This is a genomic window from Aquisalimonas sp. 2447 (genome assembly GCF_012044895.1).
Taxonomy (GTDB): domain Bacteria; phylum Pseudomonadota; class Gammaproteobacteria; order Nitrococcales; family Aquisalimonadaceae; genus Aquisalimonas.
In genome coordinates this window covers 3869438-3885579 of the sequence record NZ_CP050695.1, presented here as the reverse complement: position 1 = coordinate 3885579, position 16142 = coordinate 3869438, and the positions used below count along the sequence as shown (strand labels likewise).

Here is a 16142-nt window from a genome sequence, read left to right as displayed (position 1 = left end):
CACTGTACCGAACCGGTCACGCTGCCCGTTCCAGCTTGCCCTGCCTGCGGTTGCCGTCCCAGGCCAGCAGGGCGGGTGTCAGTAGGACGGTAATGAACGTGGACACGGCCAGGCCGCCGACGATGGCCGTGGCCAGCTGCATCCAGAACTGCCCCGAGGGGGCGCCGAAGAACAGATCCCGGGTGAGGAAATCCACGGTCATGCCGAACACCATGGGCAGCAGACCGACGATGGTGGTGATGGCGGTGAGCAGGACCGGGCGCAGGCGCTCGGTGCCGGCGCGCACCGCGGCCTCAGTGGGGCCGAGGCCGTTGCGCCGGTGTTCGTTATAGGCGTCGATGAGCACGATGTTGTTGTTCACCACGATGCCGGCCAGTGCCATGATGCCAATCCCGCTCATGACGATGGAGAAGGGTTCCTGACGAATCAGCAGCCCCAGGAGCACGCCGGCGAAGGAGAACACAATGGCGGAGAGCACCAGCAGGCCCTGAAAGATGCTGTTGAGCTGAGTGAGTAGCACCAGGAACATCAGGAAGATCGCCACCACGAACGCGACGATCAGGAATTCCAGCGCCTCCTGCTGGTCTTCCATTTCGCCGGCGAAGCGCACGTCCACCTGGTCCTCCAGCCCGGAGGCGTCGATGGCCTCCTACAGCGTCGCGAGTTCCGCGGTCACCGTGGTTCCCGGAGCGATGCCGGCGGAGACCGTCTGGACGTTGCGGCCGTCCACCCGGTTGATCACCGAGGGTGCCGGTGCCGCCTCCAGGCTGACGAAGTTGGTCACGGGCATCATGCCGCGCTGGGTGGCAATGCGCAGCTCCGCCAACTGGGCGAAAGTCCGGTCTTCCACCGGGTAGCGCAGCCGGATGTCCACCTCGTCCGGGGCGAAATCCGGCAGGTAGGAGCCGAGCAGCAGGCCGTTGGTGAGCAGCTGCACGGTGTTGCCCAGGGTGGTGATGTCCACGCCGTAGCGGGCGGCCTGCTCCCGGTCCACCCGCATGCGGATCTCTGGTTGCGGCGTCGGCACGTCACTGGCGACATCCACGAAGGTGCCCTGTTCCGCCATCAGTGCCTGCAGTTGCCGTGACGCCTCCGGCAGCCGCTCGCGGTCCCGCGCCGAGAGCTCGATCTGCACCGGGCGCGCCGCCCCGGGCCCGGATTGCTGTTCCTCGACCTGGATGCCGAGACCCGGTATGTCGTCGGTGGCGTCGCGGATGCGGTCGAGAATCGCGGCGGCAGGCTCCCGGGCCCGCCAGTTGTCGAAGTCGATCTGAATGGTGCCGATGATATCCGGCGCCAGGTTGGCCCCAAGGCGCGCCTCGACCGAGCCGATGGTCCGGGCGTAGACGCGATCCACGCCCTCCTGGCCGATAACCCGATCTTCCACCAGCCGCACCAGGCGGTCCGACTCCTGGACCGACAGATTGCCGTCAGCCTGGATCTGGATCTGTGCGCGCTCCGGCTCCACCGCCGGGAAGAAGTTTACGCCCTTGCCCAGTGCACCATAGACGGCAAACGCGCCGAGCAATACCAGCAGGCTGAGTCCGACGGCAAAGCCCGGGCGTACAACCATATAGCGCAGTGCCCGGTGGTACAGTCCGGAGCCGGCGGTGGTCTGCGCCGGTGCCAGCGGTGATCTGCCGCCCGGGAACAGCGAGCCCACCACCGGCACGAATACCAGGGCCATGAGCAGCGAGGCGGTCAGGGTGACGATCACCGTGGCCGGCAGATAGCGCATGAACTGTCCGGCGGTGCCAGGCCAGAACAGCAGCGGGATGAACACCGCCAGGGTGGTTGCCACCGAGGCGATCAGCGGCCAGGACATGCGCTGTGCGGCGGCAAGAAATGCCTGCCGCCGCTGGCGGCCTTCCTCCCGGTAGCGCTCGGCAAGCTCCACGACGACGATGGCGCCGTCCACCAGCATCCCGATCACCAGGATCAGCGCGAACAGCACCACGATGTTCAGGGTGAAACCCAGCAGGTTGATGGCCAGAATCCCGGCCAGGAAGGAGCTGGGAATGGCAATGGCCACCAGCAGTGAGGCGCGCAGCCCCAGGGCCAGGATGACGGTGAGCATCACCAGCACGATGGCGGTGATGACGTTGTTCTCCAGATCGCCCAGCAGCGTCTGGATATCGTCGGCCTGGTTCTGCAGGTAGTCCACGCGCACGGCGTCCGGCCACTCCCGCTGCATCTCCTGCACCGTGGCCTGAACCTCGGCGACGGTGTCGATAATGTTGGCGCCGGAGGCCTTGCTGATATCCAGCCCGATGGTGGGCTGGCCCTCGATGCGGGCGAAGCTGACGGGATCCTGGAAGGTCTGCCGGACCTCGGCCACGTCGTGGACTCGCACCACGGCGGTCTCCGTCACCTGCACCGGCATCACCAGCACGTCCGCCACCGACTGGATGGTCCCGGGGATGGAGACTCCGATGCGGCCGGAGCCCGTGTCGAAGGCGCCGGCGGTGACCAGCTGGTTGTTGTCGCGGACGGCCTGGCTCACTTCCTGCGGCGAGATGCCGTGGGACTGCAGCGCCAGGGGGTCGATGATGACCTCCATCAGGTCTTCCCGCGCCCCGGAGATCTCCGCTTCCAGAACGCCGGAAATGGACTCCAGGCGCTCCTCCAGCTCCCGACCAATGCGGATCAGCTCCCGTTCGGGCACATCGCCGGAGAGGGCGACGGTGAGGATGGGAAACAGCGACAGATCGATCTCGCGCACTGACGGGACATCGGCGCCCGCGGGCAGATCCGGCGTGGCGCTGTCGGTCTCGTCGCGGACGCTCTGCAGGGCCGCCTGGTGGTCGAAGCCCGGATCGAACTCCAGGGTGATGGTGGCGAATCCCTCGCCGGCCTGGGCATCCATGCGCCGCAGCCCCGATATGGACTGCAGCCGGCGCTCCAGGGGTTGCACCAGCAGCCGGGCGCTGTCCTCCGCGGAAATGCCGGGATACGAGACATTCACCACGAAGAACGGGATGTCGATCTCCGGGGCCGCCTCCTTGGGCACCGTGACGTAGGAGTAGCCGCCGGCGAGGACGATCAACACCAGCAACAGCATGACGGTGCGTACCCGGCTGAAGATCGCCGCCAGCATCGCGTGCACTAGCGGCGCTCCTCGCCGGGGCGGGCGTAGTCGCCCGGTGTCTCGTTCACCTCCACCTGCTGGCCGGGGCTGAGCAGGCCGCGGCTGATGGTGACAACCCGGGCCTGCTCCGGCAGGCCGGTGACCCACACGCCGTCCGCCCGGGCACGGATCACCTCCACCGGGGTAAAGGCAATGCGGTCGTCCTCGTCAACGGTCTGCAGGCCGATGCGGCCCCGGGCGTCCAGCCGAATCAATGCCGGCGATATACGGTGGGCGTCCACCGTGTCCGTGGGGACGACCACCTCGGCGCTGAGCCCTGAAGGCAGGGCCAGGTCGCTGTTGTCCACCTCGATTTCCACCCGGAAGGTCCTGGTGGAGGCGTCGGCCACCGGGGCGATGTAGCGGATGCTGCCCTCGCGATGGCCGCCACCGATGAAGTCCACCCGCGCCGGCATGCCCGTGCGCAGCCGCGGCGCCGCTGCCTGGTGCACATGGATCACCGCGATCAGGGGGTCGTTGTCGACGATTTGCAGGACTTCGCCGCCCATGGAGACATACGCCCCCAGATCGGCGTCGATGCGGTTGACCACCCCGCTGATGGGCGCGCGCAGGGTGGTGTTGTCGATCTCCAGCTCAATCGTTCGCAGCTCGGCGCGTGCGGCTTCCAGTTCCGCCAGCCGTGTCTGCGCCTCGGTGCGGGAGACAAACCCGTCCTCGACCATGTCCATGGCGCTGTCGTAGTTGCGCTGGGCGGAGGCGAGCTGGGCCCGGGCCCGCGCCAGGCGAGCCTGGCGGTCGTCCGTGGAGAGCCGGCCCACCGCCTCGCCACGCTCGACCCGGGTGCCGGTGCTGGTCATCTCCTCGACAATGCCGTCGGTGCGCGCCCGCAGGACGGCCACCTGGTTGGGCTCCACGTCGCCGTACAGAACCACTTCCCGGGTCACCGGTTCCGCCTGGCTGGTGCTCACCGCCACCGAGGGGGGTGGTGGAGTTTCACGCTCGGCGACCGGGGCATGATCGCGGGTCAGCATGCCGCTGCCGATCCACACGGTGAGCAGCACGACGATGGCGACGAACACCAGTGTGGTGGAGTTGAGAAACCTGGAGCGGAGTCCCTGGGCCGAAGCCATGCGCTGGTCCTGTACCGATGGCGTCACCCGGCCGCGTCCACGATAACCGGTGCGACCGGCGAACGTCTTACTGTAGCGCAGAGGTAACCAGAGTTGTCTACCCCGTGGTCTACCAGGTATCGATCATGGGCCGTCGCTTGCCCCGACGCGGCTCGGGCGGTCGCGTCGACTCCAGGCCCCGCAGGATCCAGTGGCGGGTGTCGGCGGGATCGATGACCGCGTCGATCTCCAGCGAGGCCGCCATGCTCACGGCCTTGCCGCGCTCGTAGGCCTCCGCCACCAGGCGCTCGTAGAGGTCCTGGCGCGCCTCTTCCGTGGGTTCGGCGTCGAGTTCCTTGCGATAACCGAGCTGCACCGCACCCTCGAGGCCCATGCCACCGAACTCGCCGGTGGGCCAGGCAACGTTGAACACCGGCGTGTGGAAGGAGCCCGCGGCCATGCCCTGCGCACCCAGGCCGTAGCCCTTGCGTAGCACCACCGTGAACACCGGGATCTGCAGGCTGGCAGCGGTGACGAACATGCGGCTTGTGTGGCGCACCAGTCCACTCTTCTCCGCCTCCGGTCCCACCATGAAGCCCGGGGTGTCGCACAGGCTCACCAGGGGCAGGTCGAAGGCGTCGCACAGTTGCATGAACCGTGCTGCCTTGTCGGCACCGGCGGCGTCGATGGCCCCGCCCAGGTGGCGCGGTTCATTGGCCAGTAGCCCGAACGGCTGACCCTGGATGCGGATGAAAGCGGTGATCATGCCCGGCGCGAATGTCGGTCGCAGCTCCAGCACGCTGTCGGTGTCCGCCATGGTGGCGATCACGGCACGCACATCGTAGGAGCGCTTGCGGTCCTCCGGGACACCGTGGCGCAGCCAGCGCTGGTCGGCGGCGTCCCAGCCGGGCAACGCGCCCTGGAAGTAGGCGAACAGGCGCTGAGCGGTGGCCACGGCCTCGGTCTCGTCGGCCACCAGGCAGTCCACCACGCCGTTGGGCACCTGGTCCGCCATGGGCCCCACCTGCTCGGGGGTAAAGGTGCCCAGGCCGCCGCCCTCGATCATGGCCGGCCCTGCCATGCCCAGGCTGGCGTTGCGGGTGGCGATGATGAGATCACTGCAGCCGGCCAGCACGGCGTTGCCGGCGAAGCAGCGACCATTGACCACGGCGATGCGTGGGGCCAGGCCGCTGAGTCGCGCGTACTTGACGAAGCTGGGCGTATCCAGGCCGGCCATCTTGGTCGCGTTGTCGGTATCCCCCGGGCGGCCGCCGCCGCCCTCGGTGAAGAAGATCACCGGCAACTGTTGCTCTTCGGCCACAGTGAGGATGCGGTCGGTCTTGCGGTGGTTGATGGTGCCCTGGGTGCCGGCCAGCACCGTGTAATCGTAGGCCAGGACCGCGCAACGGGCCGTGGCGGCGTCGAACAGCTCGCCATTGACGGCGCCGATGCCGGTGATCAGGCCGTCCGCCGGTGTGTTGCGGATCAGGTCGTCCAGGCTGCGTCGGCGACGCTGGGCGGCGAAACTGAGGGCGCCGTACTCGATGAACGAGCCCGGGTCGCAGAGCGTCTCGACGTTCTCCCGCGCGGTGCGGTTGCCTTGCCTGTGGCGTTTGGCCACTGCCTCCGGCCGCGCGGCATCCTGGAGCAGGGATTGTCGCTGCTGCAGCTCGGCCAGGTCCGGGCGAATGGCCTCCAGGTCCACCTCCGCCTGCTCCTGCTCAGCGCCTGCTGCGTGATCGCCGGGTTCCAGAAACAGCAATGGCTGACCCGCCTCGACGGTGTCGCCAGCGGTGGCCGTCAGTTGGTGGACGATCCCGGATGCCGGCGTCGTGACCGGGTGCTGCATTTTCATTGCCTCCACCAGGGCGACTTCCTGGCCGGCATGCACGCTATCGCCGACTTCCACCGCGATGCTCACCAGAAGCCCCTGCATGGGGGCCTCCAGCGGCGTGGTTCCAGGGGGAACGGCAGATTGAGTGCCGCCCGGCGCAGCGGCTTCGCCGGCCGTGCCGGTGTGGCAGAGCTTCGGGTGGTCCTGTGACGCCACCGCCAGGGTTGCCATATGCTCGTCGACGAAGCGCGTGTGGACCGTGTTGCTGCGCACTCCATCCAGCCGAAGCAGGTTCTGCAGAAAGCCGATATTGGTGGGCACACCCTCGACGCGGAAGGCGCACAGTGCGCGGTACGCCTTGTCCATGGCGCCGCGAAATTCCGGGGCGCGGCTGTGGGCGATCACCTTGGCGAGCAGGGCGTCGTAACGAGGACTGGTGGTGTAACCGCCGTAGCCGAAGGTATCCACGCGGACGCCCGGGCCGGCAGGAAGCTCGAAGGCGGTGAGGGTGCCGCCGGCCGGGTGCGGAGTGCCGGTGGCATCCAGCGTCTCCATGTTCACCCGCACCTGCACGGCGTGGCCCATCGGTGCCGGGATCTGCTCCTGGTTGAGCCCCAGTTCCGCCAGCGAAGCGCCGCCGGCGCAGCGGATCTGCGCCTGTACCAGGTCGATGCCGGTGACTGCTTCGGTCACCGTGTGCTCCACCTGTAGCCGCGGATTGGCCTCGATGAAGGCGAAGGCCTCGGTGGCGGAGTCCACCAGGAACTCGAACGTGCCGAGACCGCGGTAGTCTACGGCGTCCGCCATGGCCAGGGCCGCCCGCGTCAGGCGCTGGCGCGTTGCGTCTGCGATCGAGGGGCTGGGGGCGATCTCCACCAGTTTCTGGTAGCGTCGCTGCAGGCTGCACTCGCGCTCATGCAGGTGCACGGTGTTGCCGTGGTGGTCACCCAGCACCTGGACTTCCACATGGCGGGCCTGCGCCATGAACTGCTCGGCGTACAGACCCGGGTCACCGAAGGCCGCCCGGGCCTCGTCGCTGCAGAGGCGGAAGGCGTCGGCGAGGTCGTCGCCGGGGCGGACGATGCGCATGCCGCGCCCGCCACCGCCGGCCACCGCCTTGAGTACCATGGTGGCGTCAGGAGCGAGGCCTGCACGGAAGTCGTGGACCGCTTCCTGGGATGCGGGGCCGGTCGTCCCCTCCAGGACCGGGACGTCGCACTGCCGCGCCAGCTCCCGGGCACGGGCCTTGTCGCCCAGGGCGGCAAGCTGTTCGGGTGTTGGTCCGATGAAGCGTAGGTGGGCCTCGGCGCAGCGGCGGGCAAAAGCGGCGTTTTCGCTGAGGAAGCCATAGCCGGGATGCACGGCATCGCAACCCTCGGCGTGCGCCGCCGCGATCAGGGCGTCCTGATCCAGGTAGGCAGCAGGCCCGCTACTACCCAGCGGCCGGGATTGGTCGGTTACCCTGGTGTGGAGCGCGTGGGCGTCATCTTCTGCGTAGACTCCAACAGTGGCGATTCCGAGTTCCGCTGCCGCATGGGCGAGACGTACGGCGATCTCGCCCCGGTTGGCGATCAGCATCCGGCTGATGGGCATGGGTCGGCTCCAGTGTTTTTCGACGATTTTTAGTAACTGACTTGCGTGTAAGTCAGTGTTTATGGTGTATTCCTGCCCGGCGGCAGTCAATGTTGACCGTCCGCGTTCTCCACCGAATCGGGTGCGACCCGCTCAGGCAACAGGAAGGACACCAGTGAGTTCCCAGTCGAGCCACCACAAGCCGACGGACCCTGCGTCCACGCGCGAACAGATCAAGGCGGTGGCGCGTCGGTTGTTCATCCTCCATGGCACCGACCCGGTCACCTACGGGGATATCGCTGCCACGGTCGGTACCACGCGGGCGAACGTGCACTACCATTTCGGCAACAAGAGCGCGCTGGTCAGCGAGGTTTTCCGCGAAACGTTCGAGCATGTCGGGGCCACGCTTGGCGAACTCTGGCGCCGCCCGGGCCTGACGCTGGACGAGCGCCTGGCGCTGACCCTGGAGGATTGCCGGCAGCGCCACGCGGAGTTCAACCCTACCGGCAGGGAGCACCAGCCCTGGAGCCTTTCCAGTCGGGCCCGCTCCCGCAGTGATTCCATCAGCGACGATGTCATCGAGGGCATTCGTGCCATGTCGCGGGAGTTCGAGCACAGCGTCACCCGCGCCGTTGAACACGCCGCGGCCACCGGTGAGTTGCGCAATGATGCCCCCGTCAGCGATATCGTGCTCCTGATCGTCCCCTTGTGGCATTTCGGCTCGCCGATCACCCAGTTCTCCGGCTGGAGCAGGCTGGAAGCCCACTTCGGCGCCGTACGCCGCACTATTCGGGTAGCGTACGGCGCTGAGTAAGCGGCCGACCGAGGGCTGCGCTAAGCGGTCTGCAGCCGACGGTTATCCATCCACACCAGGGCGCAGATGATTGCCGCCAGTCCGGCTCCTATGGTGGTGGTCAGCACCGCCGGAAACCCGAGGGTAAAGCCGCTGACCACCATGAACGGCCGCAGCCAGTTGTTGACGTGCCCCAGCTTGAGCAGATAGCCCTCCAGGCCGCCGGCGATGAGCACGATGCCGACGATAATGGACGGCAGCAGGTACGCCAGGTGAAGCAGCTCCTCCTGCAGCACCAGGGCCGGCTGGAAAATGAAGAACAGCGGCACGAAGTAGATCACCACGCCAAGCCGCATGGCCGTCAGGCAGGTCTTCATCGGCCGGGCGCCGGCGATGGTGGCGGCGAGGAAAGCGGCCGTGCCCACCGGCGGTGTGATGACCGAGAGCATGGCGTAGTAGATGATGAAGAAGTGCACGGCCACCGTGTTCATGTCGCCGAGCTCGATGATCGCCGGCGCCAGGGTCACGGCCAGGAAGATGTAGGCGACGATGGCCAGGCCCGCCATGCCCATGATGAAACAGGCGAGCACGCCGAACAGCAGGACCAGGTAGAGATTGCCGCCGCCCAGGCCCACCAGGCCGGACGTGACGGAGCCGGTGACGCCGGTGATGGTGAGTCCGCTGACAACGAACGCGATGGGCAGGATGATCGCGGCCGTCTGGGTAATCAGGGTGCCGATCCGGCGTAGCGTCTCGACGATACGCCTCGGTGTGGGCCACGTATCCCGCCGGAAGAACGACAGGCCGATCATCAGCAGGCAGGCGTACCACGGGGCGTAGTACTCCCACCGCATGACCAGGAGTCCCCACACCAGGAATGCCAGCACCGACAGGTATGGCCATCCCTGCGCGAGCACTGAGCGCAGGGAGGGAATCTCCTCGGGCTCCAGCCCCTTCATGCCGGTCTTCGCCGCGTAGGCATCCACCTGCAGGATGAGTCCGAGGTAGAACAGGAACGACGGCAGGATCGCCGCCAGCATGACGGTGCGGTATTCCACGCCGATGGTGATGGCCATGACGAAGGCGATGGCGCCCATCACCGGCGGCATCAGCACGCCGCCGGTGGATGCGCACGCCTCGATGGCGCCGGCGTAGTGCGGCGGATAGCCTACCCGTTTCATGGTGCGGATGGTGATGGTTCCCGTGCCGGCGATATTGGAGAAGATGCTGCCGCTGAGGCTGCCGAAGAAGCCGCTGGCGACGATGGCCACCTTGGCGGGGCCGCCCCGGAATCGCCCGAAGGTGGCGTTGGCCAGATTGATGAAGAAATCCCCGGCGCCGGTGGCAATGAGTACGCCGGCGAACACCAGGAAGCCGAGGATGATCTCGGCGGCGATCTTGGTGGTGATGCCAAGCATGCCCTCGGAGCGGAAGACGTGGGCCTCGATGGTGCCACTGAAGTCGTAGCTGAGCCCGGCGAGGAGGCCGGGCATGTGATGTGCCACCAGCGGATACATCCCGAGCAGCAGCACCACGAAGAAAAACGGTGCACCTGCGCTGCGGCGGGCCAGCTCCAGCATGAGCCCCCACACGACTATACCCAGCGGGACGTGTGTCCATCCGGTGATGACCATCTCCCTGGCATGCAGGAAAAAGTACAGACAGATGCCCAGGGCCGCGATGGCGGCGATCATGTCGTAGATGGGCACGCGGGTGCTGCGACGGTGGGCGGGCAGGGCGATGAACCCGGCTGCCGAGAAGATGCCGATGAAGATCCAGTAATACTCGGCCTCGATCAGCCGTTGCCCATCAAAGGTGAAGCCGAAGATGTAGAAGATCCCGGCACCCACGCCGGCCAGGGAGAGCACCACGAACAGCAGGCTTTGCCAGGTAAACAGGTCGCCGAGGCGGGTAACGTCGGCCTCCGCCTGAACGCCTTCGGCGGGAGCGGTCTGGGACATGCTGCCTCCCGGGTGGTGGCCATTGCGCCGTCGCGCGGGGAGCGGATCGCTGCGTTGTCTGCGTGGCGGACTGGCGGGTCATCCGGAGACGACCCGCCAGTGCTCGCGGTCTCAGAGCTGCGTGCGGAACGTGGGTAGCCCGTCCGTGTGCTCCTCGACCAGTTCCACGAACTCCTCGTTCTCATGGTCCGGCTCGATGCCGCGTTCCATGGCGGCCATCAGCGCTTCCTCACGCGCCTCCAGCCAGTCTTCCATGTTGGCCCGGGCCTCCTGGTTGCGGGCCTGGTCCTCATCGGTCCATTCACCGATCTCCTCCAGGTAACGCACTGTGCCTTCGTGGACCGGCATCGGACTGTTGCGGACGTATTCCATGAACAGGTCCAGGGACATACGGGCGGACAGCGGGTGGGTGTCCTTGTACTCGTCGTGCTGTTCATGGAACCAGCGGGCGAGGTTGTAGATGAAGTCCGCGTCGGCGTCCGCGCGAGTCCAGTAGTAGAAGTTGGAGACAAGGCCTTCCGCGCCCACCGCTTCGGAGACGCCCATGTCGATTTCCGTGGGTACGTGGGTGGGCCGGACTTCCAGCCAGCGCTCCCATGCCGCGTCGTCATCCAGCGGCTGGTCAAGGAAGCGAATCCCCTCCGGGTGGCCCTGCATCTCCGACAGCACGCCGCTGATGGGCGCACACCAGGCCACGTCGGCGCGACCGTCGGTCACCGAGCGGCAGTTCTCGGCGTAACTGCCCGCGGGAACGAACTCCCATTTCTCCTCGGCTTCCTCCGGGGTCATGCCCAGGAATGCCGGCAGTGCCTCTTCCACGGCCTGAATCATGGGTGGCGACTGGCTGGAGACGGACACGCGGACCCCCTCTTCCTTGAGATCGTCGATGGACTCGAGGTCGGAGTCACCGCGCACGACGAAGCCCCAGGGGGTGTCGTTGTGGTGCCAGACGATCTCCTGGGGCTCCAGGGGCGTGGATGCGTACTGATTCACGCCCTCGATCTGGAAGCGCGCTTCGGCCATGGAGGTGGAGACCAGGGCGAACTCCTCGCGCTCGGTCAGGCGGCGGTAACGTGTGGGCTCGCTGTCCTCCGGGATAACGCGCACGGTTGAGTCGGTGTGTTCCTCCAGCAGGGGCGCCCAGCCATTGGCCGAGGCGAAGCTGCCGCTGTCCGTTCCGGGGGTGCCAATGCCGATGCTGCCGGGCCAGTCGAAGTCGTCGGCGAACGCGGTCTGTGTTGCCGCCAGGGGCAGACAGAGCCCCAGCACGGCGGCGCAGCACTGATTGCGGCGAGTGCGGGCAGGATGACTCATGACCTTCTCCTCCTCATATCGTCGTTATGCGCTTCCAGTGTAAAGTCCACTGACTGTCACGCAAGTCAGGATTTCCGGGGTGGCCTATCCCTGGCGGTGGAAGACGACCGTGAGGTTATTGGCGGGCATTTCCTCCACCCGCTCTGCCGCGAACCCCCATTGCCTGGCGGCCGTGCTGACGTCTGTCAGGTCCCGGATTCCCCACCGGGGGTCGCGCTTTTTCAGGTCGGCATCGAAGGTGGCGTTGCTGGGGGCCGTGTGCTCGCCGTCACGCATGTAGGGGCCGTAGAGGGCCAGCGCACCTGCCGGGCTGAGCTGCTGCGCCGCCCCCGCCATCAGTGCGTCGGTGACGTTCCACGGCGCGATGTGGATCAGGTTGATGGCGACTACGGCATCGAAGGGGCCTTCCGGCCAGGGGTCCCGGGTGATGTCGAGCCGGATGGGTGGGCGCACGTTGTCGAGCCCGGTGTGCCGGCACCACGCCTGGATGGAGTCCAGGGCGTCGCCGGAGGTGTCGCTGGGCTGCCAGTCCCAGCCGGGCATGGCCTGCGCGAAGTGCACGGCATGCTCGCCACTGCCACTGGCGATTTCCAGCACCCGGGCGCGTTCCGGCAGGGTGACCTGCAGTACCTCCAGGATGGGTTGGCGGTTACGGGCCGTGGCGGGGCTGTACAGGCGGGCATCGGGCATTGGTTCGCTCCTCGGACTTAATGGTGCCGTCGCATGATGGGCGACCCACGGTTGTGGGATCGAGGATTTGATGCAACGCTTATTGCGTCAAGGCTCGGGATCGCCTTGAGCGTCGCGATAAACAATTATATGGCCGGGGAGCCGGCTTCACAGCGCGACGCCGGCGTGGACACAGGGATACTCAATGCTCGGATTCAACGTTCGGCGCGCCCGGGGAGGGTGCGGACTGCCCCGGCGCATTGCAGGCAAAGGGTCGACCCCGCGCCGTCCAGGGTTGATCGCTGGCGCCCTGGCCCTGGTTCTTGTTGCCGGGCTGTATGCCTGCGACGGTGGGAGCGAACCGCCATTGCGGATCGCCACCATTCAATGGATCGGTTACCAGCCCGTGCACCTGGCGCGTACTCAGGGCGGGTGGCCGGACGGCGAAATGCGCGTGGCGGAGTTCGCGTCCAACACCGAGTCCCTGCGTGCCTTTCGCAACGGCAACGTCGAGGTGGCCGCCCTCACTCTGGACGAGGCGTTACTGCTCCGTGCGGATGGTCATGATATCCGCGTCATCCTGGTCATGGATTACTCCCACGGTGCCGACACCATTGTCGCGCAACCGGAGATCGAGTCCCTGAACGATCTCGAAGGCCGGCGGGTCGGTGTGGAGAATTCCGCCGCCACCGCCTACCTACTCGCTCGCGGTCTCGAGCACGCCGGCCTGGATACCAGTGCGGTGGAAGTGGTCCGGGTCAACGCCGGGCGGCATGAGCAGGCGTTCCGCGCGCAGGAAGTGGATGCGCTCGCCACGTTCGAGCCGATCCGCTCCCGGTTGCTTGAGGCTGGGGCGCGGGAGCTGTTCGACAGCACGCGGATACCCGGCGAGATCGTGGACGTGCTGGTCGTGCGCCGAAACGACATGGATATCCACTCGGGGCACCTGCAGCAGCTCCTGGAGAACTGGTTTGCGGCGCTGGATGTGCTGGAGGCGGAACCCGGGCATGCCCGCGACCTGATGGCCGAGCATGGTGAGCTGACCGCGGCGGAGCTGGAACGCGCCCTCGGCGGCGTCGAGTTTCCTTCCATTGCCGAGAACTGCGACCTGCTGGCGGATGACGGTGACGTACTCCAGGAGACGACGCGGCGGCTGGCCGGGCTGATGGACGCCCACGGCCTGCTGCCGCAGGACGTCGACCTGGAGGCGCTGTTCGACGACCGGTTCGTGCAGGCCCTGGGCTGCCCGGATAGTGATTCCGGTGGTGGCTCATGACGCGGTGGCTCTACCGCTTCCCGATCAACCTGACACTGCCGGTGCTGCTGCTCCTGGCCGGGCTTGGTCTGGTGAGTCTCTATACAGTGAATCTGGTCCAGGACCAGCAGCAGTCTATTCTCGAGAACTCCGAGCGGGAGCTGACCAACGAGATCAGTCGCATGCAGCGGCTGGTCCAGCATCTCGCTGGCCGGCAGGAACACGCCCGCATCCAGGAAGAGATGGTCGCCCTGAACCCCGACATCCGGGTGCGTCAGGCCCGCGTGGTGGACGATGAGAACCACATCCTGGCGGCCCTGAACCGCAGCGAGCGCGGCCAGAGCCTTCTTGAGCTCGCGGCCGCCGAGGAATCCGCTGCCCTGGATGAAGCCGGGGTGGAGTTGCTGAACCTCGCCCGGGAGCGGCGTGCCGCGCAGGTGCGCTACCTGGAGGCGGACAACATCCTGGTGGCGGCTGCACCGCTGGAGATCATGGGGCCGTCCATCCAGCTCGGGCCCAGCCCCGCCGGCGGCGTGATCCTCGCATGGGATCTGACTTATCCGTTCCAGCAGGCACGCGAAGCGGCCCTGGATTCCGCCGCTGTCATGAGCCCCGTCCTGGTGGCCGCCTTCGGCGGGCTGTGGTGGCTGCTCTATCTTGTGCTCGGACGCCGTCTCGCCCGACTCACCCGAACCGCCGAACTGATTGCGGCGGGAGACAGCCGCGAGCGGGCGCGGGTCGCGGGCGAGGACGAAATCGGTCGTCTGGGCGGTGCGTTCAACGCCATGGCCGACAGTCTGGTCAGGGAGAAGGAATACGCCCAGGTGACTCTGGCGTCCATTGGTGACGGTGTGGTGACCACGGACATCGAAGGGCGTGTGGCCTTCCTGAACCCCGTGGCGGAATACCTCACCGGCTGGAGTAGTCACGGTGCCCGCGGGCGCTTTGTGACCGAGGTGTTTAACATCGTCAACGAGGTGACCCGGAAAGCGGCCACCAACCCGGTGGAGCAGTGTCTGCGTGAAGGGCGGATCGTGGGCCTGGCCAACCACACCCTGTTATTGCGTGATGATGGCCAGGAGTTCGCCATCGAGGATTCCGCCGCGCCGATCCGGGATCGGGATGGCAACGTGATTGGTGTAGTGCTGGTGTTCCACGACGTCACCCATGCCCGGGAGCTCGCCAACGAGTTGAGCTGGCAGGCCAGCCACGATGCCCTCACCGGCCTGCACAACCGTCATGCCTTTGAACAGCGACTGGATCACCTCGCCCAATACCCGGAGAGCACCCGCGGTAGCGAACAGCACACGCTGCTCTACATCGACCTGGACCAGTTCAAGGTGATTAACGACGTTGCCGGGCATGTCGCCGGTGATCAGATGCTGCGGCAGGTGGCCGGCCTGATGCAGGAGCAGGTCCGTGATACCGATCTGCTGGCCCGCCTGGGCGGTGACGAGTTCGGCGTGATCCTCACCCATTGCGACATCGAGCACGCGCAGCGGGTCGCGGATGCACTCCACCGTGCCCTGGACGACTACCGCTTCGCCTGGGAGAGCCGCACTTTCCGCGCCAGTGCTTCCATCGGCATCCTCGAGTTCCATCCGGGCAAGCGGACGCTCACCGACCTGCTCTCGGATGCCGATATCGCCGTGTATGCTGCCAAGAATTCCGGGCGTCACAGATCCCATGTGTTTCGTGCGGATGATCAGGCGTTGCTGAGAGAACGCCGGGAGATGGACTGGGCGACCCAGATCACCGATGCCGTCGACGAAGGGCGCCTGGAACTGTTCGCCCAGGCAATTCTGCCCCTCGCTCGCGAGACCGCGGTGGATGACGGGCTGTCCTTCGAGGTGCTGGTGCGCCTGCGTGGCGCTGACGGCGAGTTGATCCCTCCGGGTGCGTTCCTGCCGGCGGCCGAGCGCTTCGACCTGATCGCCATGGTGGACCGCTGGATCATCACCCGCGCGTTCTCCCTGGTCGCGGAATCCCTGCGGGATCATGGCGAAGGCAGCATCGCGCACTGCGCGGTGAATCTGTCCGGGAGCACTCTGAGTGACGACAGCCTACTGCCGTTCATCAAGAACCAGTTAAGCCTGCATCACCTCCCGCCGGAGATCGTGTGCTTCGAGGTCACGGAGACCGCGACCATCTCGAACTTCCAGAGTGCACTCCGGTTCATCCGTGATCTCCGCGCCATGGGCTGTCGCTTCGCCCTGGACGACTTTGGCTCCGGCCTCTCCTCCTTCGCCTATCTCCGGACGCTGCCCGTGGACTACCTGAAGATCGACGGCAGTTTCGTCCGCAATATCGCGCATGACCAGGTCAACCAGGCGCTGGTGAGCAGTATCAATGCCGTCGGCCATCTGCTGGAGAAGCAGACCATCGCCGAATTCGCCGAGGATGAGGCCACCATCGCCCAGTTGCGTGTTCTGGGGGTGGACTACGCGCAGGGTTACGGGCTGCATCGCCCCGAGCCGCTGGAAGACCTGCTTGCGGCCCGGGCCAGGGCCCGGCGCCGCAAGCAGTAACGGTCAGTCATGCATCGCC

General features: G+C 66.7%; 8 protein-coding genes and 1 pseudogene. 3 read left to right on the top strand and 6 right to left on the bottom strand.

Annotated features, from left to right (window positions below):
* Positions 1-16: 16 nt before the first annotated feature.
* The 3 genes and pseudogenes from KU884_RS18390 to KU884_RS18380 form a co-directional block, all read right to left on the bottom strand.
* Positions 17-3061 (bottom strand): annotated as a pseudogene (locus tag KU884_RS18390) (efflux RND transporter permease subunit).
* A 44-nt stretch (positions 3062-3105) separates the two neighbouring features.
* Complete coding sequence (locus tag KU884_RS18385; protein ID WP_167783976.1) at positions 3106-4218, bottom strand: efflux RND transporter periplasmic adaptor subunit; 1113 nt, start codon at positions 4216-4218, stop codon at positions 3106-3108.
* A gap of 109 nt (positions 4219-4327) precedes the next feature.
* Positions 4328-7624 (bottom strand): carboxyl transferase domain-containing protein, encoded by a 3297-nt coding sequence (locus KU884_RS18380; RefSeq protein WP_167783975.1) that lies wholly within the window; start codon positions 7622-7624, stop codon positions 4328-4330.
* A 154-nt stretch (positions 7625-7778) separates the two neighbouring features.
* Between KU884_RS18380 and KU884_RS18375 the strand changes: the two genes are divergently transcribed.
* Positions 7779-8417, top strand: coding sequence for a TetR/AcrR family transcriptional regulator (locus tag KU884_RS18375; RefSeq protein WP_167783974.1), 639 nt, complete (start codon positions 7779-7781; stop codon positions 8415-8417).
* Positions 8418-8437: 20 nt separating this feature from the next.
* On the opposite strand, the gene KU884_RS18370 is transcribed toward KU884_RS18375, so the two are convergent.
* The 3 genes from KU884_RS18370 to KU884_RS18360 form a co-directional block, all read right to left on the bottom strand.
* The gene (locus KU884_RS18370; protein ID WP_167783973.1) at positions 8438-10357 is read right to left on the bottom strand and encodes a TRAP transporter fused permease subunit; all 1920 of its coding nucleotides are present in this window, start codon (positions 10355-10357) and stop codon (positions 8438-8440) included.
* Between the two features lie 111 nt (positions 10358-10468).
* Positions 10469-11671 carry a TAXI family TRAP transporter solute-binding subunit gene (locus tag KU884_RS18365; protein ID WP_167783972.1) on the bottom strand — a complete coding sequence of 401 codons (1203 nt, stop codon included), beginning with the start codon at positions 11669-11671 and terminating at the stop codon, positions 10469-10471.
* Positions 11672-11755: 84 nt separating this feature from the next.
* Positions 11756-12361, bottom strand: a complete 606-nt coding sequence (locus KU884_RS18360) for a DUF938 domain-containing protein (protein ID WP_167783971.1) — start codon at positions 12359-12361, stop codon at positions 11756-11758.
* Between the two features lie 184 nt (positions 12362-12545).
* Here KU884_RS18360 and KU884_RS18355 point away from each other — a divergent pair, with 184 nt between their 5' ends.
* Together KU884_RS18355 and KU884_RS18350 are read left to right on the top strand one after the other, a co-directional pair.
* Entirely contained in the window at positions 12546-13616 is a 1071-nt protein-coding gene (locus tag KU884_RS18355; protein WP_167783970.1) for an ABC transporter substrate-binding protein, read from the top strand.
* Positions 13613-16123 carry an EAL domain-containing protein gene (locus tag KU884_RS18350; protein ID WP_167783969.1) on the top strand — a complete coding sequence of 837 codons (2511 nt, stop codon included), beginning with the start codon at positions 13613-13615 and terminating at the stop codon, positions 16121-16123. Before KU884_RS18355 ends, KU884_RS18350 begins: the two co-directional genes overlap by 4 nt.
* The last annotated feature ends 19 nt before the right edge of the window (positions 16124-16142 follow it).